Annotated in this window: 17 protein-coding genes; 5 read left to right on the forward strand and 12 right to left on the reverse strand. The window is 70.3% G+C overall.

Annotation, left to right across the window (positions count from 1 at the left end; genetic code table 11):
* Positions 1–29 precede the first annotated feature (29 nt).
* Positions 30–986: an aldo/keto reductase gene (locus ACQPXG_RS00210; RefSeq protein WP_433465523.1), complete on the forward strand. Its 957-nt coding sequence runs from the start codon at positions 30–32 to the stop codon at positions 984–986.
* A 104-nt stretch (positions 987–1,090) separates the two neighbouring features.
* On the opposite strand, the gene ACQPXG_RS00215 is transcribed toward ACQPXG_RS00210, so the two are convergent.
* Together ACQPXG_RS00215 and ACQPXG_RS00220 are read right to left on the reverse strand one after the other, a co-directional pair.
* On the reverse strand, positions 1,091–1,405 hold the full coding sequence (locus ACQPXG_RS00215; protein WP_433465524.1) for a hypothetical protein: 315 nt from the start codon (positions 1,403–1,405) through the stop codon (positions 1,091–1,093).
* 82 nt (positions 1,406–1,487) lie between these two features.
* Positions 1,488–1,856, reverse strand: a complete 369-nt coding sequence (locus ACQPXG_RS00220; protein ID WP_433465525.1) for a hypothetical protein — start codon at positions 1,854–1,856, stop codon at positions 1,488–1,490.
* A gap of 115 nt (positions 1,857–1,971) precedes the next feature.
* Between ACQPXG_RS00220 and ACQPXG_RS00225 the strand changes: the two genes are divergently transcribed.
* Positions 1,972–2,316 carry a hypothetical protein gene (locus tag ACQPXG_RS00225; protein ID WP_433465526.1) on the forward strand — a complete coding sequence of 115 codons (345 nt, stop codon included), beginning with the start codon at positions 1,972–1,974 and terminating at the stop codon, positions 2,314–2,316.
* Here ACQPXG_RS00225 and ACQPXG_RS00230 read toward each other — a convergent pair.
* On the reverse strand, positions 2,313–3,683 hold the full coding sequence (locus ACQPXG_RS00230; RefSeq protein ID WP_433465527.1) for a hypothetical protein: 1,371 nt from the start codon (positions 3,681–3,683) through the stop codon (positions 2,313–2,315). The genes ACQPXG_RS00225 and ACQPXG_RS00230 overlap by 4 nt on opposite strands.
* A 98-nt stretch (positions 3,684–3,781) precedes the next feature.
* A complete protein-coding gene (locus ACQPXG_RS00235; RefSeq protein WP_433465528.1) occupies positions 3,782–4,834 on the reverse strand; it encodes a LacI family DNA-binding transcriptional regulator in 1,053 nt (350 codons plus the stop codon).
* Positions 4,835–5,000: 166 nt separating this feature from the next.
* Here ACQPXG_RS00235 and ACQPXG_RS00240 point away from each other — a divergent pair, with 166 nt between their 5' ends.
* Genes ACQPXG_RS00240 through ACQPXG_RS00250 form a run of 3 tightly spaced genes read left to right on the forward strand, consistent with a single transcriptional unit; the run spans position 5,001 to position 8,500 of the window.
* Complete coding sequence (locus ACQPXG_RS00240; RefSeq protein ID WP_433465529.1) at positions 5,001–6,362, forward strand: amidase; 1,362 nt, start codon at positions 5,001–5,003, stop codon at positions 6,360–6,362.
* A gap of 10 nt (positions 6,363–6,372) precedes the next feature.
* Positions 6,373–7,257 carry a nitrilase family protein gene (locus ACQPXG_RS00245; RefSeq protein WP_433465530.1) on the forward strand — a complete coding sequence of 295 codons (885 nt, stop codon included), beginning with the start codon at positions 6,373–6,375 and terminating at the stop codon, positions 7,255–7,257.
* Between the two features lie 10 nt (positions 7,258–7,267).
* Entirely contained in the window at positions 7,268–8,500 is a 1,233-nt protein-coding gene (locus ACQPXG_RS00250) for a hypothetical protein (protein WP_433465531.1), read from the forward strand.
* 280 nt (positions 8,501–8,780) lie between these two features.
* Here ACQPXG_RS00250 and ACQPXG_RS00255 read toward each other — a convergent pair whose 3' ends face one another.
* The 8 genes from ACQPXG_RS00255 to ACQPXG_RS00290 form a co-directional block, all read right to left on the reverse strand.
* Positions 8,781–9,377, reverse strand: coding sequence for a peptidoglycan-binding domain-containing protein (locus tag ACQPXG_RS00255; protein ID WP_433465532.1), 597 nt, complete (start codon positions 9,375–9,377; stop codon positions 8,781–8,783).
* Positions 9,378–9,519: 142 nt separating this feature from the next.
* A complete protein-coding gene (gene cydC, locus ACQPXG_RS00260) occupies positions 9,520–11,262 on the reverse strand; it encodes a thiol reductant ABC exporter subunit CydC (RefSeq protein WP_433465533.1) in 1,743 nt (580 codons plus the stop codon).
* A 190-nt stretch (positions 11,263–11,452) separates the two neighbouring features.
* On the reverse strand, positions 11,453–13,108 hold the full coding sequence (gene cydD / locus ACQPXG_RS00265) for a thiol reductant ABC exporter subunit CydD (RefSeq protein WP_433465534.1): 1,656 nt from the start codon (positions 13,106–13,108) through the stop codon (positions 11,453–11,455).
* On the reverse strand, positions 13,105–14,112 hold the full coding sequence (gene cydB / locus ACQPXG_RS00270) for a cytochrome d ubiquinol oxidase subunit II (RefSeq protein ID WP_433465535.1): 1,008 nt from the start codon (positions 14,110–14,112) through the stop codon (positions 13,105–13,107). Before cydB ends, cydD begins: the two co-directional genes overlap by 4 nt.
* Positions 14,113–14,124: 12 nt before the next feature.
* Positions 14,125–15,537 (reverse strand): cytochrome ubiquinol oxidase subunit I, encoded by a 1,413-nt coding sequence (locus tag ACQPXG_RS00275; RefSeq protein ID WP_433465536.1) that lies wholly within the window; start codon positions 15,535–15,537, stop codon positions 14,125–14,127.
* A 163-nt stretch (positions 15,538–15,700) separates the two neighbouring features.
* Positions 15,701–16,540, reverse strand: a complete 840-nt coding sequence (locus ACQPXG_RS00280) for a S1 family peptidase (protein WP_433465537.1) — start codon at positions 16,538–16,540, stop codon at positions 15,701–15,703.
* 164 nt (positions 16,541–16,704) lie between these two features.
* Positions 16,705–17,979, reverse strand: a complete 1,275-nt coding sequence (locus tag ACQPXG_RS00285) for a hypothetical protein (protein ID WP_433465538.1) — start codon at positions 17,977–17,979, stop codon at positions 16,705–16,707.
* Positions 17,979–19,244, reverse strand: a complete 1,266-nt coding sequence (locus ACQPXG_RS00290; RefSeq protein ID WP_433465539.1) for an ATP-grasp domain-containing protein — start codon at positions 19,242–19,244, stop codon at positions 17,979–17,981. The genes ACQPXG_RS00285 and ACQPXG_RS00290 overlap by 1 nt, the downstream gene beginning before the upstream one ends.
* Between the last annotated feature and the right edge of the window lie 59 nt (positions 19,245–19,303).

Consider the following 19,303-nt stretch of genomic DNA (forward strand, 5'->3'; position numbering starts at 1 on the left):
TCGGTTTGACATGTGGAGGATGATTCACCATGCGGCAGCGCACCCTGGGCCGTCAGGGCCTGGTCACCTCAGCAGTCGGCTACGGCTCGATGGGCATCTCCATGGCGTACGGCCCCGGCGATGATGCGGAGGGCGCTGCGGCGATCCGACGCGCCCACGAGCTGGGCGTCACCCATTTCGACACTGCCGAGCTGTACGGGTGGGGCGAGAACGAGAAGATCGTCGGCAAGACCGTGGCGCCGTTCCGCGACGAGATCACCACCAAGTTCGGCTTCACTCGCGACTACGGCACCGACAGCCGGCCTGGGCACATCCGCGAGGTGCTCGACAACAGCCTGCGCAACCTGGGTGTCGACCACGTGGACGTGCTCTACCAGCACCGTGTCGACCCCGACGTCCCGATCGAAGACGTCGCCGGGACCATCAAGGAGCTCATCGAGGCGGGCAAGGTGAAGTACTTCGGCCTATCCGAGGCCGGGCCGCAGACCATCCGCAGGGCCCACGCCGTGCAGCCGGTCTCAGTGCTGCAGACCGAATACTCGCTTTTCGAGGGGGACGTCGAGAAGTTGTTCGGCGTGCTGCGCGAGCTGGGCATCGGGTTCGTCGCCTACTCCCCGCTGGGACGCGGCTTCCTCACCGGAACCGCCAAGCCCGCCGGTCAATACGAGGCCACCGACATGCGCAACGCCGACCCGCGCTGGCAGCCCGGCAACTTCGAGAAGAATCTGGACGCCGTCGCGCAGCTCACGGAACTGGCCGCGTCCAAGGACGCGACCGTCGCCCAGTTGGCCTTGGCCTGGATCCTGGCCCAGGGCGAGGACATCGTGCCGATCCCCGGCACCCGAAGTGCCGAGCGGGTGGAGGAGAACACCGGCGCCGCCGACCTGACCTTGACCAGCGCCGACCTGGAGGCCATCGCCCAGATCCTGCCCACCGGTGGCTTCGGCGCCCGCTATGTCGACCACGCCCTCCCGACCTGGATCTGACCGACATCGCGCGAGCTGCCGTTCGGTCGTGGTCAACCGGCGCGGGACCGCCGAGTGCGCGCACCGAAAATTGAGGTGCGTTTTCGGTGCGCGCTATTGCCCGCTTAGTGCTTGACGGTGTGGGAGTGACTCACGGCGATCCAGCCGGTGGGGCATTTCGACAGAGAGGTCGCACCGATCCACTTCCACGGCCCGTAGGCGTTCTTTGTGCCGCCGGTCCCGTCCCGCTTCTTGCACTTGGCGATGGCCTGCACATAGCCGGCGCCGGAGTCGCATCGCGCCCACGTGCCGACGCGGGGCGCGCGGAAGTCGTCCTTGCAGTCGGAAGGCCACGGCTCGGCGTGCGCGACCGTCGGGGTGACGGAGACGAGGGCACCGGCCGCCACGGTGACCAGAGTGCCCAAGATCGTTTTCCTCATGGCGGCGAGTATACGGAGATTCGATCTTGTGATGAGCGTTAGTGGTGCGCCGTCAGACTTCAGTGCCGCAAATCACTTCGTCTTAGCGAGGAGTGGCGCAGTCGTCACACAAGGTTTTCAGCCAGCTGTTTCCTCTGGTCTCGCCAGGGTTGCCGCAGGATTCACATATTCTGGCCGACTCCTCCTCGGCGGCGTGGACGAGGCGCCGCGCCGCCTCGTCCTCGCGCTTGTAGCGTTCCTCGTCGTGCGGTTCGGGCAAATTGCCGGTCTCCCAGCCTGGGTAGCGCATCAAGCCGGTCAGGAGGTAGATCCGCAGAGTGCCGTACTTCTCTTTGACCTGCTGGACCCTGTAGTCGGGGTTCACGGCCAGCAGTTGCTCGTGCAGGCGTAGCAGCAGCGGGTGCCAGCCTGGGCCGACGGCGTCAAGGTGGGCGGGGATGTGTTCCGGCATGCCTTCATAATGAGCCACCTCGAAGCGAGGGTCACGATCCGTGGGCCGGTAGCCGGTCCGTGGCGGTGAAGCGGGCGGGTCGCCCCCTTGCCAACGCGGGCTGCAGTATTGGGGGATGGGGAGCTGGGTCTATGTACGGGGCTGGCTGGAGTTTCATGGGCAGCGGGAGCAGGTGGAACGCATTCTCGGTGGCGGGGCAGCCGAGGGGTGGGCGTTTCCTCAGGGTGGTTGGCTGGACGCGGTGTGCTACGCCCACGCGGTGCGCTCGCAGTATGTGGACGATGTGCTCGACCTGATCCGCGAGATCGCCGCTCTTCCCGCGGTCGATGAGGACAACGACCGTGTGTGTGGACTCTTCCTCGTCTTTCATGAGGAAGAAGGCCAGTCTGAATGGCAGGTCAGAGACGGTGAGGTCTTCATCGGCCCCGCGGCGGCACGTTACGACTACTTGTGGCGTTAGCGGTCGGGGGTGATCAGGCGGTCGATGCCGCGGGCGGTGAGGTAGGCGGTGTCGGTGGTGCGGCTTTGGAGGACGACGGCGGGGCGTGTTCCCTCGTCGACCAGTTTCATGAACGGGTCGAAGAATCGGGTGAAGTCGGCCAGCGGGATCATGTCGTCCGGGAGTACGAGCGCCGTTGCGCGTCGCGGCGGTGACGGGGGGCGGGCGTCGTACTCGGCGATGACTTTCCGGATGGTCTTGCCGATCGGCTTGAGCTTGCGGTCGTTGGTGAAGAGACCGAGGTCGTATTCGAGGTCGACGTAGCCGCTGAGTTTCGGGTTCAGGTCGTGGGAGTCCCACCAGGTGATGCCGAAGAGGCTGGTGCAGTCGGCCATGGCGCGGATCGATCGTTCGGTCCAGGCCGGGATGTCGGCCGCGTCCATCCAGACGGTCGAGACGCCGGTCTCCTCGATCCACACCTGCCGTTTCAGGTCGGTGTGGAAGGCCTTGATGAGTTCGACGAAGAACTCGGAGTAGTGCGTGGACGAGGTCGACAGGGAGCCGTATCGCTGGATGACCTGCGTCCATCCGGCCCAGGTGTGGTTGGCGGTCATCGTCCCGGCGGTCGCGAGGCCGTGGCGCGTCCAATAGTCGTTGTTCTGCCATGGCCAGTGGTCGATTCCCGACACGTGAACCTTGCCGGGCGCGACCTTTTCGCAGGTGTCGAAGAGGGCGGTGTGCCAGGCGTCGCCTTCGGCCTGGGTGGCCGCCATGCCCAGCGGCTTGGCGAACCAGTGGATCTCGTTGGACAGGTCGAAACCCATGAACGCGCGATGCCGGCCGATGCGTTCGGCGATCTGGCCGAGAAGCCATTGCTCCCGCTCGACCGCGACCGGGTCGGTGAGCACGTTGCGGATTTTGCCGTTGCCGTTGTTGATGAGGTACGGCGGGACGAACAGGACGCCGCTGACCGCGCCGTTGAAGACGGTCACTTCCACGTCCAGGTGCCGGTGGGCGGCGAGGTCGAGGAGTTCTTCGAGCCGGTCGAGTTGCTCACCGCGGGCGTAGGCGGCGTTCGGCTGCAGCTCCGACCAGATCAGCATGATCCGGATGTGGTCCATGCCCAGTGACGCGATGTCGTCGAGGTCGGCCGCGATCGACCTGCGGTCCCAGTCCGACCAGGAGAACCACCAGTTCTTGCTCGGCACGTAGTTCACCCCGAACCGGACCGGGCGGCGCCGGCGGCGGCCGGATCCCGGTCCGTCGGCGCGTGCCGTGGCCGGGCTCAGCAGGGCGGACGCCGCGGCGGCCCCCGCGGTCACCCCGAAGAACTTCCTGCGGTCGATCGATGTCCGGGCGGGAGTGGACGCGGCGGGGAGCTCGGGCATGGGGGCGGCCCTCCAGAGTTCGTCTGCGACCCCGGCAGCGTAGAGACACCCCTCGTTTCAGGACAGTGGTCTTTCACATCTTTCACGGGCCGACCGCGTCAGAACTCCTCGATCATCCTGGAGAGCTTCGCGGGGTCGGTGGACGCCCGGACGACGAGGTCGGGGCGCAGACGCTCGGACGCGGGCGAACGCCCGGCGAGCAGGTCCACCAGCAGGTCGAGGGCCTGGGCGCCCATCTGCCGCATGGGCGAGCGGACGCTGGTCAGCGGGATGGGCAGTTCCGCGGCCAGCGGGGTGTCGTTGTATCCGGCGACGGCGACGTCCTTGCCGGGCCGGAGGCCGTGGTCGCGCAGGACGCCGAGCGCGCCGATGGCCGCGAAGTCGTTCACGGCGAAGATGGCCGTGGGGCGGGGGTCGTGCCGGAGGAGGCGTTCGGCGGCGTCGCGGCCGCCGGCGGCGTCGAACCGGGAGCGGACGACGTGGGAGCCGGGCACCGGGACGCCCGCCTCGCGGTAGCGGTCGACGAAGCCGGCGGTGCGATCGGCGCCGGTGCTGGCGAAGGGCTCGCCGGCGATGACCCCGACCCGCCGGTGGCCGAGGCCGAGGAGATGGTCGGCGACCAGCCGGCCGCCGAGGTGGTCGTCGCAGGTGACGGCGGGATGCCGGCCGGCGTGCCGGCTGACGAGCACGAACGGGATCCGGCGTTCGGCGATCTCGTCGAGGAACGCGGCGTCGGTGTGCGCGTCGCCGAAGACCAGCCCGTCGACGTGGCGGGACAGCGCCAGCTCGGTGCGCGCCCGCTGCTGGTCCGGGCGGTCGTGGCTGTTCATCACGAAGGTCGTGAGGCCGTGCCGGGCGGCGGCGTCCTCGACGCCCTCGTAGATCGTGGCGAGCACCAGGTCGGACAGCCGGGGGACCAGGACGCCGACGAGGTTGCTCCGCGCGGTGCGCAGGCTGGTGGCGTGCGGGTTCGGACGGTAGTTGAGCCGGGCCGCCCACCGCCGGATCTCGTCGGCGGTCTCGCGGGACGCGGCGCGCTGCGCGTCCTCGGCGGAACCGTTGAGCACCCGGGACACGGTCGAGACGTCGACCCCCGCCGCCTGCGCGATGGTCCGCAGTGTCGCGGGCCGCTGCCGGTCGCTCCGGGCCACCCGTCCCGCCTCTCTGTCGCCGCACCCCTTGACAGGGCAACCGTTCGGTGTCTTTTATACAACCCAAACGTTTGACCCAATCGTTTGGGTCAGCCAGAGATCAACACCCAAACGTTTGGGGAAAGAGGCGAGTCGTGACAGGACGGGTCGACGCGGCGAGGCTGGCATGATCGGGCCGCCGCCGGGCGCGGGCTGGTTCGCCCGGCGCACCGTGACCGAGCTGGCCGGGGCGCTGCGTGCCGGGACGATGTCTCCGGACGATCTGGTGGAGCGGGCGCTGACCGAGGCGGCCAGGCTCGACCCGGAACTCAACGCGTTCGTCACGGTCGACGTGCCCGGTGCGCGAGCGGCGGCGGAGCGCGCGGGTCGCGAACTGTCCGCGGGCTTGGACCGCGGCCCCCTGCACGGCATCCCCGTCGCGGTCAAGGACGTCGTGGACACCGCTGGCCTGCGCACCACGATGGGCTCGCGTCACCACACCGGCCGGGTGCCCGAGCATGACGCGGAGTGCGTGCGCCGGTTGCGCGCAGCCGGCGCGATCATCGTCGGGAAGGCGGCGACGCACGAGTTCGCGTTCGGCCCCACCGGCGACCGGTCGGCGAACGGGGCGACCCGCAACCCGTACCGGCGCGGTCATGTCTCCGGCGGTTCCAGTGGCGGGTCCGCCGCCGCGGTGGCCGCCGGGATCGTGCCGCTCGCGGTGGGCACCGACACCGGCGGCTCGGTGCGCATCCCCGCCGCCTGCTGCGGGATCGTCGGGCTCAAACCCACCCACGGTGCCGTGCCGTCGGGCGGCGTCTTCCCGGTGTCGCCCACCCTGGACACGGTCGGCCCGATGGCGCGCACGGCCGGGGACTGCCTGCTGCTCTGGAACGTCCTGGCAGGTCAGGACGTCCCCGAGCCGGACATCTCCGGCTGCCGCGTCGGGTGGGTGGCGCCCGACGCCCTCCATCCGGCCGACCCGCGGGTGACCGAGGCGGCCCGCGCCATGCTGGAACCGCTGCCCGTGCAGGACGTGGCCGTCCCGGACGTCGCGCGGCTGCGCTGGGCCTACCAGGTGATCCAGGGCCGCGAGGTCCACATGGTCCACGCCGGACGGCTGGCCGCCGCACCGGACCTCTACGACGAGGAGGTTCTCGCCCGCCTGCACGCCGCCGGGAGGATCACCGAAGAGGACACGGCCGCGGCCCAGACGATCCGGAAGCGGGTCCAAGACGCGGTGACGGCGCTCCTAGGACGCCATGACCTTCTCGCCATACCCACCGTCCCAATCCTCCCTCCTCCACTGGACGTCCGAAGCGTGCCCCTGGACGGGACGTCGATCGACGTCCGAGCCGCACTGCTGTCGCTCACCAGCCCGTGGAGCGTGCTCGGGCTGCCCGCCGTCAGCCTTCCCGCCGCACTGGTGGACGGGCTGCCCACCGGCCTCCAGCTGATCGCCAGGCCGGGCGCCGAGCGCCTGCTGCTCGCCGTCGCGGCCCGCCTGGCGGACGCGAACCAGTCGACCACCACCGCATCCCAGCCCTGAAGGAGCACCCATGTCCGCTGTCAGCCCGGTCACCGCGGCCGCCGTCCAGTTCGATCCCCAGGTCGGCCTGGAGAACAAGGAGAAGAACGTCCAGCGGAGCCTCGAACTGATCAACGAGGCCGCCGACCGCGGAGCCACGCTGATCGTGCTCCCGGAACTGGCCGCCACCGGCTACGGATTCGCCACCCGCGAGGAGGCCTACGCCCACGCGGAACCCGTGCCGGACGGGCCCACCACGCGGGCGTGGACGGAGCTCGCCCGCGAGCGCGGCCTGCACGTCGTCGGCGGTCTGCCCGAGCGCGACGGCGTCCGGCTGTACGACACCGCGGTGCTGACCGGCCCGGACGGCGTGATCGGCACCTACCGGAAGACCCACCTGTGGAACCGGGAGAAGCTGATCTTCGAACCCGGCGATCTCGGCTTCCCGGTGTTCCCGACCAGGATCGGCCGGATCGGGCTGCTGATCTGCTGGGACATCTGGTTCCCCGAGGTGGCGCGGCTGCTCGCCACGCAGGGCGCGGACGTCGTCTGCAGCGTGAACAACTGGGTGTGGACGCCGCCTCCGCTCTTCGACGAGGCGGGCCGGTGCATGGCCGCCTACCTGACGATGAGCGCGTCGCACGTGAACAACCTCCCGATCGTGGCGGCGAACCGGGTGGGCGAGGAGCGGGGAGGCAAGTTCCTCGGGTGTTCCCTCATCACGGGCACCAACGGCTGGCCGATCGGCTCCGTCGCCCCGCCCGAGGGCGAGACGACCGTCTACGCGGACCTCGACGTCGTGGCGGCGCGGTCGGCGCCGATCTGGAACGATCTCAACGACCTCGTCCGCGACCGGCGCACCGATCTCTACGATCCGCTGCTCGGCTACCGCGGCGGCGACGCCTTCCCGCGGTGAGGACGCGGTCATGAGCGACACGACGAAGACCTCGCCGGCCGTGGCCGCCCGCGCCGCGGATCCAGCGGTCGCGAGATGGGTCGGCGGCGCCGTCCTGGTCTCGGTGACCGCGGTGCTCGCCGTTCTCCTCTCGCGTGCCACGGATGGACTGCCTCACGTCCTGCCCGGTTACGCCGCCTGGCAGGACGAGGCGTACGCGAACGTCCCGCAGTTCCTGCGCTGGTGGATCGGGGACGCCACCGAGGCCGAGTTCTTCAAGTCCGCCATCGGCGGGCTCGGGATGATCGCGGGAGGCTGGCTCGCGCACACGGCCTGGCGGAGGGGCCGCCGCTGGGCGGGCTTCCCGATCAGCTACGGCACCGGACTGTGGCCGTGGCTGCTGTGCTCCGCCGCGTTCGGCCTGCTGCTGTCCGACCTCGCCTGGGGGTGGACGATCCCGGCGACCGGCCAGTGGCAGCCCACCTTCGTGCCGTTCGTGTCGGTCCCGCCCGCGGTGGTGCTCGTCTACGGCGCGGGATGGTCGGTGGCCGCCACCGGGGCTGTGCTCGGAGCCGCGCTGACGACGCCGACGGCGCTGGTCGTGGCCAACTACTTCTGCCACCCCCTGCACCTGCCCAACATCATCGGCAACGTCACGGGCATGTGGGTCGGAGCGCTCCTGGCGTTCCTGATCTGCCGGCACCTGCCATGGATGCCTCGTCCGCTCTCCGCCGAGCGAAGCGCCGAACCCGCCGAACCCGCGGCGCCCGAGCCGGACGGGCGCGGCGCCGTGTGGGTGGTCCGGCGCGTGCTGGCCGACTTCACCGAAGCCCAGTTCTACGGCAACGAGATAGCCGCGATCGGCCTGATCGGCGGGACGCTCGCGACCTATCTGCTCAACCCCCTGACTCCGGTGTACGGAAGCAGCCTGCTGCCCGCGATGCTCACCGCCCAGGTCTTGGCGGGGACCTTGGGCGTCCTGCTCTACCAGCGTCGCTGGGCCGTCCTCGGCTGGTATCCGACGTTCGTCCCGGTCGTCTCGGTGGCGCCGGCGGTGGTCCTCACCTATGGCGCGACCGTTCAGGCGGTCGTCCTCGGGGCGGTGTTCGGCGCGGTCGCCGGGCCGCCGCTGGCCGCGTTGGTCTCCAGACGCCTGCCGCCGGACTTCCATCCGTTCATCGGCAACGTGGTCTCCATGACCGTCTGCACGCTCATCGCCGTCCCGGGGCTCGGTCTCCTGCCCGGGTTCGTCTCAACGCTCTGACTCGTCTCGAAGGATCGACATTGCGCCCAGTTCAGTTCAACCGTGATGGCACGGCGTTCGCGGAGTTCGCGCGAGCGATGCCCCAAGCACAGGTCGTCCGCATCCCTGGGCAGGGCCACCTGGCCCACGCACAGGCACCCCGCGCACTCGCACACCACATAAGCGACGCACTAAAGGCGCTGTGATGTAAGCGCGTTGCGTTGATCACTCGCAATTGAATTCGGTGAGTGGAGGCGGCCGCCTTGCGATCGGGAGTGGTCGCGAGGCGGCCGCCGGTGGGTTATCGGCCTGGAGTGCGCTGGGTCTCGGCGCCCTTGGCGAAGGCGGCGCGGAAGGTGATCGGGCCGAAGATTCCGTCCGCGTCGATCTCCTTGCGCTTCTGGAAAGCGGTGACGGCCTTCGTGGTCGCAGCGCCGTAGTACCCGTCCACGACGAGTGAGCGGTCCTGGAGGACCTTCATCGCGTACTGGATGCCCTTGATCTGGTTGCGGCGGGTGCTGCCCTGGCCGACCTCGCCGCCGTTGTCACGGAGCACGCCCCAGGTCTCGGTGTCGAGCCTGCCGGACTGGGGCAGGTTGCGCGCCTTCTGGTACTTCTTCAGCGCGTCACCGAGGTTCGCCGGCCAGCCCTCGCCGGCGGACGTCGGGGTGCAGTCGCCGTAGTAGCCGAGCTGCACCAGGTAGCAGCGGGCGGAGGCGATGCGGTAGTCGCTGTCGCCGGGTCCGAGATCCACCCACGGTTGGGACGCGATGGCCCTGAGGACCGCGGGATTGGTGTCCGGACCGTCGGCGCTGGCGGTGTTCATCGCGCCCACCCCGGTGCCGAGCGCGAGGAGCGTGGCCGCGGTGCCGAGCACCGCGCGAGCCAAGATCTTCATCTGTGGAACCCCCTGTTCCGGTCGATTGGATCCTGTACTCCGATGTGATGCCGACCGGTTGGGAATTGTTCTGGATAATCTCCAGAAAAGTGTCGCGACGAATTGGTGGGTGATCAGGTTTACCTGAATTGGGATAATTTACTCAGTTAAATTCGAGGGCGTGCTCGGCGGTCTTCTCGTGGTGCCAGAGCGAACGGTAGAGACCCGGGCGGTCCAGGAGGCTGCTGTGACTTCCCCGGTCGACGACGCGGCCCTCGTCCAGAACGATGATCTCGTCCACGACGTCCAGGCCGGCCAGGCGGTGGGTGACGAGGAGGGTCGTCCGGCCTTCGGTGGCGGTGAGGAGGTCGGCGGTGAGTTCGTCGGCGGTCGCCATGTCGAGGTGTTCGGCGGGTTCGTCCAGGAGGACGATCGGGAAGTCGGCGAGGAGGGTGCGCGCCAGTGCGATGCGCTGGCGCTGGCCACCGGAGACCTGGGCGCCATGCTCACCGACGCGGGTGTCGAGACCGTGCGGCAGGGAGTCGACCCAGTCGAGTAGGCGAGCTCGGCCCAGGACGTCGCGGATGTCGTCGTCGGTGGCGGTGGGACGGGCCAGGCGGATGTTCTCGCCGATCGTGGAGTCGAACAGGTGCGCGTCCTGGGCGCAGAGGCCGATGACCTGGCGGACGTCGTCGCCGCTGAGAGCCCGTAGGTCCACGCCGTTGAGGGACACCCCGCCGCCGGCGGGTTCCAGGAAACGGAGCAGGACGGCGGTGAGGGTCGTCTTGCCGGAACCGCTCGGGCCCACGATCGCGCAGCGGCGTCCTGGGGACAGGTCCAGTGAGATGCCATCGAGGGCGTACGGCGCGCTGGGCGTCCAACGGGCTTGGAGGTTCTCGACCGAGAGCGTGTAGGGCGATGCGGGCAACGGTGTGGGGTCGTCCGGGTCGTGCACCGGGGGACGGCTGTCCAGGACGTCGAAAATGCGTGTGGCCGAACGGCGGACGCGTTCCATGTGCTGCGCGGCCTGGGGCAAACCGGCCACGACCTCGAATGCGGCCAGCGGGAGGAGGACGACCACCGCGAGCAGTACGCCGTCGAGCGCCCCCGAGCGGACGGCCGGCACGCCCACGGCGAGACTGCCCCAGACGGCCAGACCGCCTGCCAGGGCGGAGAGGGCCGCGCCGACTCCGGTGGTCGTGGCGGAACGGCCCGAGGCGCGCGTGAAGTCGTGGTCCAGCCGCCCGGCCTTGGCGAGCTGTTCCGGGGCGGCGCCGTACGCGATGAGCTCGGGGGCGCCCTGCAAGGTGTCGACGATGTGCGAGGTCAGTTCGGCGCGCAGGTCGGTCGTCTGCCGCTCGGCCCGCCGTGCCATGGCGGACGACAGCCAAGGTGCCCCGGCACCGGCGAGAAGCAGGGCCAGGAGCAGGACGACCCCCGCCGATGGAAGCAGCGCCCAGGCGAGCCCCACCGAACCGGCGCCGACGACCGCGGCGACCGTGCAGGGCAGCAGTACGCGGAGGAAGAGGTCCTGGACGGCGTCGACGTCCGCGACGAGCCGGTTCAGCAGGTCGCCGCCGCGGAAGGCGGGCAGCCCGCCGGGGGCGAGGCGTTCCAGCCGCTCGTACACCCGTGCGCGGAGGTCCCCGAGGATGCGGAACGTCGCGTCATGCCCGACGAGGCGCTCGGCGTAGCGGAAGACGCCTCGGCCCAGGCCGAACGCGCGGACGGCCACGATCGCGACCATCAGCATCAGCACGGGCGGATGCTGCGCCGCCCGCGAGATCAGCCAGGCCGACGTCGCCATCAGCCCGACCCCGCTGCCGAGCGCCAGAACGCCGAAGAGCACGGCGAGAAGCAGCCGTCCCCGTGCCGGACGCGCGAACCTGATCAGCCGCAGAATCACGCCGCCACCCCCGGAAAGGCCAGGTCTGTGGCCTGTGTGAGAGGAGAGGTTTCACGTGAATCATTCACAGGCGCGCGGAGCATCGCCCACCCGTTGGCAGAGCAGTAGCGACCTCTGCGGGTTCGCGCGAGATGGGGCGGTTGCGCGGAGCCGGCTTGCCTGGGGCCACGCTGTGCTGTGAGGTGCGGGGTCATGCGGTCACCTCCGCGTTGGCGACGGCGATGGTCCGGTCGGCCAGGGCGGTCAGGGCCGGGCGGTGGGCCACGAGGACGACGGTTCGGCCCGCCTTCAGGCGCGCGACGGCTTCGATGACCTCGGCTTCGCTTTCGCCGTCCAGGTTGGAGGTCGGTTCGTCCAGCAGGAGGAGCGGTGCGTCGCGGAGGAAGGCACGGGCCAGGGCGATGCGCTGGCGCTGGCCCGCGGAGAGGCCGGTGCCGCGGTCGCCCAGCGGTGTGTCGAGGCCGGAGGGCAGCGCCTCGATGAAGGAGAGGGCGTTCGCGGCCTCGGCGGCGGCGCGCACCTCGGTGTCGGACGCGTCCGGGCGGCCGAGGCGGATGTTCGACGCGACGGAACCGGCGAACAGGTAGGGGCGCTGCGGAACCCAGGCGATCCGGGCGCGCCAGGCGTCCGGGTCGAAGGAACCGAGGTCGTCCCAGTCGACCAGGACGCGCCCCGAGTCCGGCTGGACGAACCCGAGCAGCACCGACAGGACGGTCGACTTCCCGGCACCGCTCGGCCCGGTCAGAGCGACCGTTTCGCCAGGGTGGACGGTCAACGAGAAGGTGTCGAGGGCCGGGGCGTCCCGGCCTGGGTAGGCGACCGTCACCTCTTCCAGGCGGAGCGTCGAGCGGGCCAGATCGGGGACGTCCGACCGCGTCCCCGTGGCGGGTGCGGGCGTCTCCAGGACCTCGAAGATCCGTGATGCGGCGGTGAGGCCCTCCACGCTGGCGTGGTACTGCGCGCCGACCTGGCGCAGCGGAAGGTACGCCTCCGGTGCCAGGATCAGGACGAGCAGCGCGGTCTCCAGGCCCAGCCCGCCCTCGACCAGGCGCAGGCCGATCGACACGGCGACGAGCGCGACGGAGAGCGTCGAGAGCAGTTCGAGGACGAGGGCGGACAGGAACGCGATCCGCAACGTCGACATGGTGGCCCGCCGGTGCCGGTCGGTGATCTCGCGGATCCTCGCCGCCTGCGTCCGGGCCCGGCCGAAGATCTTCAGCGTGGGCAGCCCGGCGACGACGTCCAGGAAGTGCGCGGCGAGGATCGACAGCGTCCGCCACTGCCGGTCCATCTTCCGCTGCGTGGTCAGCCCGACCAGGATCGCGAAGACGGGGATGAGCGGCAGCGTCGCCGCGATCGTCACGGCGGAGAGCCAGTCGCCCAGCAGGATCCGCGCGCCGACGGCCAAGGGCACGATCACGGCGAGGACGAGCTGCGGCAGGTAGCGGGAGAAGTAGTCGTCGAGCGCGTCGATCCCGCGGGTGGCGAGGGTGGCCAGCTCACCGCTGCGCTCGCCGGAGAGCCAGCGCGGGCCGAGCCGCAGGGACCGCGCGAGCAGACGGCCGCGCAGCTGTGACTTCACCGCCGCGGACGAGCGGTGGGCGGTGACCTCCTGCAGCCACGCGACGAGCGTCCGCCCGAGGACGACGGCGAGCAGGAGCAGCAGCGGGGTGCGCAGGCCGGTGAGCGTGGCGCCGCCCAGGAAGGCCCGGGTGAGCATGCCGGCGAGCAGTGTCGCCTGCGCGATGATCAGCCCGGCGGTGGCGGCGCCGAGGACCACGGACGCCGCGAGGAAGAGACGCGTCGTCCGGGCGTACCGCAGCAGGCGGGGGTCGAGGGGCTTCATGCGACCGGCTTCCGCGCGGGGATGTGGGACGTGCCGATCCGCTTCCGGAAGATCCAGTACGTCCAGCCCTGGTAGATCATCACGACCGGCGTGAACACGGCCGCCGCCCACGTCATGATCTTGAGCGTGTAGGCGGACGAGGCGGCGTTCGACGTCGTGAGCGAGCCGGTGCCGAGGGTGGACGGCAGCACGTCCGGGAACAGCGACAGGAACAGGGTCGCGACCGCGAGCACGATGGCGGCGCCGGTGCCGACGAACGCCCAGCCCTCCCGGCCGCGCCGGTTGGCGGCGGCGGCGAGGAGCAGCCCGGCGGCGGCGCCCGCGGCGGTCGCCCACGTCACCGGCCTGCCGTGCTGGATCTGCGTGATCAGCAGGAAGCTCCCGCCGGCGGTGATGGCCGCCACCGCGGCGAGGCCGGCCACGCGGCGCGCCCGGTAGCGGATCTCCCCTGACGTCTTCAGCGCGAGGAACACCGCCCCGTGCAGGAGGAACAGGGTCATCGTGGTGAGCCCGCCGAGCAGCGCGTACGGGCCGAGCAGGTCGGCGAGCGTCCCGGCGTACTCGTGGTCCGCGTCGAGCGGCACGCCCCGCACCATGTTCGCGAACGCGACGCCCCACAGGAACGCGGGCAGCAGGCTGCCCCAGAAGATCGCCTTGTCCCAGCGGGAGCGCCAGCGCGCGTCGTCCCGCTTGCCCCGGTACTCGAACGCGACGCCGCGGATGATCAGCGCGAGCAGGATCGTCAGCAGCGGCAGGTAGAAGCCGCTGAACAGGGTGGCGTACCACTCGGGGAACGCGGCGAAGGTGGCGGCGCCCGCGACGATGAACCAGACCTCGTTGCCGTCCCACACCGGGCCGATGGTGTTGATGACGACGCGCCGTTCGACGTCGTCCCGGCCGAGGACGGGCAGCAGCATCCCGACGCCGAAGTCGAACCCTTCCAGGAAGAAGTAGCCGGCCCACAGGAAGGCGATGATGATGAACCAGACGGTGGTGAGTTCCATGACCGGTTCCCGTCAGTAGGCGAACGCGAGCGAGCGCTCGGACTCGGAATCGCCGGCGCCGGGCGGAGGCGGCAGCACCTCGTCCTCCGAAGGCGGCCCGGCCTTGGCGTACTTGAGCATCAGTCCCGACTCGATGACCAGCAGGACGGCGTACAGCGCGGTCAGCGAGACGACCGAGATGAGCATCGAGGACGCCGACACCCCGGGTGAGACGCTCGCGGACGTCTTCATGACGCCGAACACCGACCACGGCTGCCGGCCCATCTCGGTGAAGACCCATCCGGCGGAGTTGCCGATGAACGGGAGCGTGAGCGACAGCATGCCGATCCGGTACACCCACGGACTGGACGGCAGCCGGCGGCGCCGCAGCATCCAGAGCCCGGCCAGCGAGACGAGCGCGGTGAGCATCCCGACCCCGACCATGATCCGGAAGTTCCAGTAGGCGACCGGGATCATCGGGCGGTAGTCGCCGGGCCCGTACCGGGCCTCCTCGGCGGCCTGGACGTCGTTGATCCCCTTGACCTCGCCGTCGAGGCTGCCCGTCGCCAGGAACGACAGGACGTGCGGGACCTTGATCCCGAAGACCTCCTCGTCGCCGTTGAGCGTCCCGACCGTGAGGACGGAGAACGACGCGGGCTGCTCGGTCTCGTACAGGGCCTCGGCGGCGGCCATCTTCATCGGCTGCTGCTCGGTCATGACCTTGCCCTGCATGTCGCCGGAGATCGCGACGCCGATGGACGCGATCGCGGTGACGACGAGCGCGAGCTTCAGCGACGGCCTGAAGACCTCGACGTTCCTGCGCCGGGCGAGGTGCCAGGCACTGACGCCGGCCATGAACATGCCGCCGGTGACGAACGCGGCCGTGATCGTGTGCGGGTACGCGACCAGCTGCGTCGGGTTGGTGAGGACGGCCCAGAAGTCGGTGAGGACGGCCCGTCCGGTCTCGTGGTCGACGCGGTAGCCGACGGGGTGCTGCATCCAGGAGTTCGCGGCGAGAATGAAGTACGCCGACAGCAGCGTCCCGACGTGCACGATCCAGATGCAGGCGAGGTGCGCGCGCTTCGGCAGCCGGTCCCAGCCGAAGATCCACAGGCCGAGGAAGGTCGACTCGACGAAGAACGCGAGCAGCCCCTCGATCGCCAGCGGTGCGCCGAAGATGTCGCCGACGAACCGGGAGTAGTCGCTCCAGTTCATGCCGAACTGGAACTCCTGCACGATGCCGGTGACGATCCCCATCGCGAAGTTGATCAGGAAGAGCTTGCCCCAGAACTTGACCGCCCGCAGGTAGGCGGTCCGGCCGGTCCGCAGCCAGGCCGTCTCCAGCACCGCGACGAGCGCGGAGAGCCCGATCGTCAGCGGGACGAACAGGAAGTGGTAGACGGTGGTGATCCCGAACTGCCACCGGGCGATGTCGACCGTGTCCATGGCGGGTGCCTCTCCGGCTCGTCCACTACAAGCTGTAGTACTACATCCTGTCAGAAATACTACAAGCCGTAGTACTACCTGCCGTCGTTATGTCGCTCACAGCGCGGCCCGCGGCCTTCAGAGGCCGCGGGCCGGTGGGACGAGCCGGATCCCGAGCGGGCGGTCAGCCGCGCGGGACGAGGCAGCCGGGGCGGTTGTAGTCGATCACGCTTCCGGGGGCGATGCAGGCGGCCAGGATGTAGGTCTCCTGGGCGTACCCGATGCCCTCGTGCACCGTGACGTTGCCGGACTGGTCGACCTCGCACGGGTTGTTCAGGGTGCAGCGCTGCCCGCTCTCGTTGAGCGTGTTGTTCGCGCCGATGACCTTGCCGGAGGCGGCGTCGACGACCGGCGAGCCCGAGGTGCCGCCGATGGTGTCGCACTCGGACGTGTAACGCAGCGAGTCCTTCCACGTCCACTGGGACTCGCGGAGACGGTAGGCGAAGCCGTCCAGGCTGCAGGAGTAGATCCGCCGCCAGTAACCGGAGACGACGCGCAGATCCGTCCCGGCCGCCGGGTGCTGGAGCGACAGCTCCAGGGCGGGAACGCCGTAGGACTGGCGGATGCTCGCGTAGCTCCTGTTCAGCTTGTACAGGGCCACGTCGGTGTCGGTCATAGTCGCGTACAGCATCGTCGTCGCGCGCAGCGTGCCGAGCGACCCGCTGCCGTTGGGGCGGAGGAGCGTGAACGTGCGGCTCGACGACCGGTTCGTGATCACCTGGCCTGCGCCCGGCATGCCGCCCTCGTAGCAGTGCCCGTTGGTGAGCACGAGCGCCGGATCGCTGTCGGCGGCGCCGGGCGCGCGCACGAGGGAGCCGGAGCAGTTGCTGAGGGCGACGATCCCGGTGAAGTCGACGGCGGCCTTGGCCGGGGCGGGGGCGGCGGACGCGGTGGACGGGCCGGCGGTGATCGTCGCGGCGCCGAGGAACGCGGCGGCGAGTACGCCGAGAATGCGTCTGTGCATGGCGGGGGGTCCTCTCCATCGAGGTGGGCAGCGTGATGCTAACCAGGGCGCCGGTGCACGGGAAGTACCAAATTGGGTGAACTGCGGCAACTCATCCGAATTGGGCACGCATTGCACAGCCGGCCGCCGACGGGACGCCGAAGACCCCGCCGGCGGACCGGCGGTCAGTAGTGGAACGCGGAGGAGACCCGGGCCCCCTTGGTGCCGAGGTTCACCACGGACGCGGCACCGGACGGGACGGTCCTGCACCATACGCCGCCGTACTCTTCCGGGAAGACGAACAGGCCCCACACCGCCAGCCAGTCCGAGACCGCGCCGGACTCCACGTCCCGCACCGGCTCCAGCACCGGGGCGACGCGGCGCTGGACGATGAAGTCCTCGCGCGCGCACTCGGCGACCGTCTCCGCCCACTCGGCGTCCGTCCGGTCCCAGCCGGCGCGGATGCCCCGCCCGGACAGGCCCGCTACCGGCTTCAGGATCAGCCGCTCCCGCTCGTCCCGCACGAGGTCGACCAGGTCGGGCGTGAGCTTCCGGGTCCACGGCAGCAGCCGGTCGATGAGGGCGTTCGCCTCCGGCGGCAGGTCGGCGCGCAGATCGGGGTCGGAGAGCAGCGGCAGGCAGCTCTTGTAGGAGAACATGGACGACGACAAGGGAGTCCACAGCACGACCCGGCCCTTCTCATGGGCGCGCATCACCGCCTCGGCGGGCTCGGCGTTGCGCGGATCCCGCACCACCTGGTGGGCGGAGAAGTACCGCAGAACGAGGTCGATGGGACGGTCGTGCAGGTACAGCCGGCCGTTCCTCTCCCGCACCTGGTCGAGCTCGCCGAAGACCAGCTCGATGCCGTGCCGCTTCATCGACTCCTGGAACGACCGGTGGAGCGCCTCGTACGGGGCGATGCCGCCGATGCCCTCCACCGTGGCGACGACGGGCGCCTCCTTCTGCGTGGCCTGGACGAACTGCCGCGCGAGCACCGCCGGCGTGTCGACCGTCGACAGGCCGTGCTCCTCGGCGAACTCGGCGAACACCTTGGTGCCGAGCAGGGCCCGGTTGACCTCGCTGATGTCGACGCCGCCCAGCTCACTGCCGACATTGAACTCCAGCAGCCGGAACCGCTCGCCGTCGTCGTGGAGGTCGGCGCGTCCGCACAGGACGGGCTCGCCGTCGAGCCGGGTCATCAGCGCGGCCCGCCGCTCGTCCGCGCCGACCGCGGCGCAGAACGCGCGGCGGTCGCCGCCGAACAGCCGGTCCGGGAGGGACGTGAGCAGCCCGAACAGGTCGGCGACGTCGGCGGCCGCCCGCCGGGTCCGCTCCCGCGAGGAGAACAGGGGACGCGGCAGCAGGCGTCCGCTCCACGCCTCGCCCAGGAGCGGCGGCATCTCCACGTCCGCCATGACGTCCGTGAGGCGCGGGTCGTCCAGGTAGCGCGAGGTGACCATCAGCGGACCTCCGCCGTGTCGACGACCAGGTCCTGCTCGATCTTCCGGATGGCCTCCCGGTCGGCGTGGATCTGCTCCGCGCTCTCGTGGGCGAGGATGATGTACCCCATCGTCATGCTGGCGAACAGGTCGGTGCTGGCGTCCACGTGGTCGCCGGTGCGCACCACGTGGACCGGCGAGTGGTAGCTGGGCAGGTCGCGGGCCTGGTCGTAGATCTCGGCGTTGCGGACGATCCCGGTGGAGTGCGACATCAGGAACACCGCCATGACGTTGCGCCGCAGCGTGTAACCGGGCGGCATCTGCGGGCCGAGGCCCCGGCACACGTCCACGATCCGGGTGACCTGGCTCTCCCCGGTGGCGATCTCGGTCACCGCCGGGTTCCCCGCGCCCGCCAGCCGCGCGTTGACCTCCAGCAGCCGCGGCCCGTCCGGCGTCATCATGATCTCGGTGTGCGCCGCCCAGTTGCGCAGCCCGACCGCGTCCAGCGCGGCGAGCCCGTAGTCGATCAGCTCGCCGTACGCGGCGGTGTCGTAGGGCAGCCACTCGACGAAGTCGTAGACGGCGATGCCCTCGCCGTACGGCACCCGCCGGTACTTGATCATGTCGGTGATCGAGTGCCTGCCGTCGTGGCTGACGGTGTCGATGGCGTACTCGGTGCCGGTCATCAGTTCCTGGACGAGGACCTCCTCGGCCAGCACGTCCAGCTTGTCGCGGGTACCGAGCATGGCGGTGAACAGCTCGCGCCATCCCTGTCCGCCCGGCGCGCGGCTCACCCCCACGGTGCCGGCGCTCGTGGGCGGCTTGACGACCAGGTCCTTGCCGGCGAGGCCCTCGCGGTCGATCCAGGCGGCGACCTCGTCCGGGTCGGTCGTGGAGATCTGGCGGGGGACGGGCAGCCCGGCCGCGGCCAGCGCCTGATGCATGAGGTACTTGTGGCGCCGGGCGTCGACCCGCGCCGGGTCGTTGGAGAACTCCGGCGCGAGCGCGTCAGAGCACTCCTGCGCGAGCCGCAGCGCCGCCTCGACTCCGGGGATCACGGCGATCGGCTTCAGCGCGCCGAGCCGGGCGATCGTCTCCGCCATGTCGCCGTGATGGTTGATGACCGCGTCGTACTCGCCGGGGTCGTGCGAGGAGTGCAGCGGTGCCAGCGCGGGGCCCGTGTAGTCCATCAGAGCCACCGGGCTGAACCCCGCCTTCCGCAGCGCGGGGGCGACCATCGCCGCCGAGGTGAAAGGCCGCACGATCGCGACGACTGGCTTGTCCATGGAGGTCACCTTCTGTTCGGGTCGATCCGTTCGTTCTGCGGCCGCGTCGTCCCGCGTCG

Source organism: Spirillospora sp. CA-128828 (assembly GCF_050945415.1).
Taxonomy (GTDB): Bacteria; Actinomycetota; Actinomycetes; order Streptosporangiales; family Streptosporangiaceae; genus Spirillospora.

Bases quoted from the DNA above. Each gene is read 5' to 3' on its own strand.
- ACQPXG_RS00255 (WP_433465532.1), bottom strand. From the start codon at position 9,377: ATGAAGATCTTGGCTCGCGCGGTGCTCGGCACCGCGGCCACGCTCCTC.
- ACQPXG_RS00225 (WP_433465526.1), top strand. From the start codon at position 1,972: ATGGGGAGCTGGGTCTATGTACGGGGCTGGCTGGAGTTTCATGGGCAG.
- ACQPXG_RS00285 (WP_433465538.1), bottom strand. From the start codon at position 17,979: ATGGTCACCTCGCGCTACCTGGACGACCCGCGCCTCACGGACGTCATG.
- ACQPXG_RS00275 (WP_433465536.1), bottom strand. From the start codon at position 15,537: ATGGACACGGTCGACATCGCCCGGTGGCAGTTCGGGATCACCACCGTC.
- ACQPXG_RS00215 (WP_433465524.1), bottom strand. From the start codon at position 1,405: ATGAGGAAAACGATCTTGGGCACTCTGGTCACCGTGGCGGCCGGTGCC.
- cydD (WP_433465534.1), bottom strand. From the start codon at position 13,108: ATGAAGCCCCTCGACCCCCGCCTGCTGCGGTACGCCCGGACGACGCGT.
- ACQPXG_RS00240 (WP_433465529.1), top strand. From the start codon at position 5,001: ATGATCGGGCCGCCGCCGGGCGCGGGCTGGTTCGCCCGGCGCACCGTG.
- ACQPXG_RS00230 (WP_433465527.1), bottom strand. From the start codon at position 3,683: ATGCCCGAGCTCCCCGCCGCGTCCACTCCCGCCCGGACATCGATCGAC.
- ACQPXG_RS00245 (WP_433465530.1), top strand. From the start codon at position 6,373: ATGTCCGCTGTCAGCCCGGTCACCGCGGCCGCCGTCCAGTTCGATCCC.
- ACQPXG_RS00210 (WP_433465523.1), top strand. From the start codon at position 30: ATGCGGCAGCGCACCCTGGGCCGTCAGGGCCTGGTCACCTCAGCAGTC.
- ACQPXG_RS00220 (WP_433465525.1), bottom strand. From the start codon at position 1,856: ATGCCGGAACACATCCCCGCCCACCTTGACGCCGTCGGCCCAGGCTGG.
- ACQPXG_RS00250 (WP_433465531.1), top strand. From the start codon at position 7,268: ATGAGCGACACGACGAAGACCTCGCCGGCCGTGGCCGCCCGCGCCGCG.
- ACQPXG_RS00290 (WP_433465539.1), bottom strand. From the start codon at position 19,244: ATGGACAAGCCAGTCGTCGCGATCGTGCGGCCTTTCACCTCGGCGGCG.
- cydB (WP_433465535.1), bottom strand. From the start codon at position 14,112: ATGGAACTCACCACCGTCTGGTTCATCATCATCGCCTTCCTGTGGGCC.
- ACQPXG_RS00280 (WP_433465537.1), bottom strand. From the start codon at position 16,540: ATGCACAGACGCATTCTCGGCGTACTCGCCGCCGCGTTCCTCGGCGCC.